We start from the raw sequence: 998 nt of genomic DNA, 5'->3' as shown, positions 1-998 counted from the left end.
GGTGGGGATGACGTCAAGTCATCATGGCCCTTACGAGTAGGGCTACACACGTGCTACAATGGCGCATACAAAGAGAAGCGACCTCGCGAGAGCAAGCGGACCTCATAAAGTGCGTCGTAGTCCGGATTGGAGTCTGCAACTCGACTCCATGAAGTCGGAATCGCTAGTAATCGTAGATCAGAATGCTACGGTGAATACGTTCCCGGGCCTTGTACACACCGCCCGTCACACCATGGGAGTGGGTTGCAAAAGAAGTAGGTAGCTTAACCTTCGGGAGGGCGCTTACCACTTTGTGATTCATGACTGGGGTGAAGTCGTAACAAGGTAACCGTAGGGGAACCTGCGGTTGGATCACCTCCTTACCTTAAAGAACCTGCCTTTGTAGTGTCCACACAGATTGTCTGATGAAAAATAAGCAGTAAAAAATCTCTGCAGGCTTGTAGCTCAGGTGGTTAGAGCGCACCCCTGATAAGGGTGAGGTCGGTGGTTCAAGTCCACTCAGGCCTACCAAATTTCTGCTGATGCTGCGTTGCGGCGACACTCACATACCTGAGTATGCGTCGTGTCACCACGCCTTGCCTCAACAAAAATTAAGGTTGATGAGATTTGATAATACGATGGGGTTATAGCTCAGCTGGGAGAGCGCCTGCCTTGCACGCAGGAGGTCTGCGGTTCGATCCCGCATAGCTCCACCATCACTTTACTGCTGAAAATAAACTTCAGAGTGTACCTGAAAAGGTGTACTGCGAAGTTTTGCTCTTTAAAAATCTGGATCAAGCTGAAAATTGAAACGACACACTGTTTCCTTTCTCCGTAATAAGAAAGGAAAATACGGTGTGTTCGAGTCTCTCAAATTATCGCAAATCGATGATGAATCGAAAGAAACATCTTCGGGTTGTGAGGTTAAGCGACTAAGCGTACACGGTGGATGCCCTGGCAGTCAGAGGCGATGAAGGGCGTGCTAATCTGCGATAAGCGTCGGCGAGGTGATATGAACC

General features: G+C 49.3%; 2 tRNA genes and 2 rRNA genes. All 4 read left to right on the top strand.

Going from position 1 to position 998, the window contains the following annotated elements:
• A 16S ribosomal RNA gene (locus MUU51_RS00100) occupies positions 1-362 on the top strand; the annotation flags it as partial.
• Between the two features lie 71 nt (positions 363-433).
• Positions 434-510: transfer RNA gene (locus MUU51_RS00095), tRNA-Ile, on the top strand.
• 109 nt (positions 511-619) lie between these two features.
• A tRNA-Ala gene (locus MUU51_RS00090) sits at positions 620-695 on the top strand.
• A 206-nt stretch (positions 696-901) separates the two neighbouring features.
• Positions 902-998, top strand: a 23S ribosomal RNA gene (locus MUU51_RS00085); the annotation flags it as partial.

This window comes from Scandinavium manionii, assembly GCF_024764775.1.
GTDB classification, from domain to species: domain Bacteria; phylum Pseudomonadota; class Gammaproteobacteria; order Enterobacterales; family Enterobacteriaceae; genus Scandinavium; species Scandinavium manionii.
Note: the sequence above shows the minus strand (reverse complement) of the source record. Positions and strands in the feature narration are given on the sequence as shown.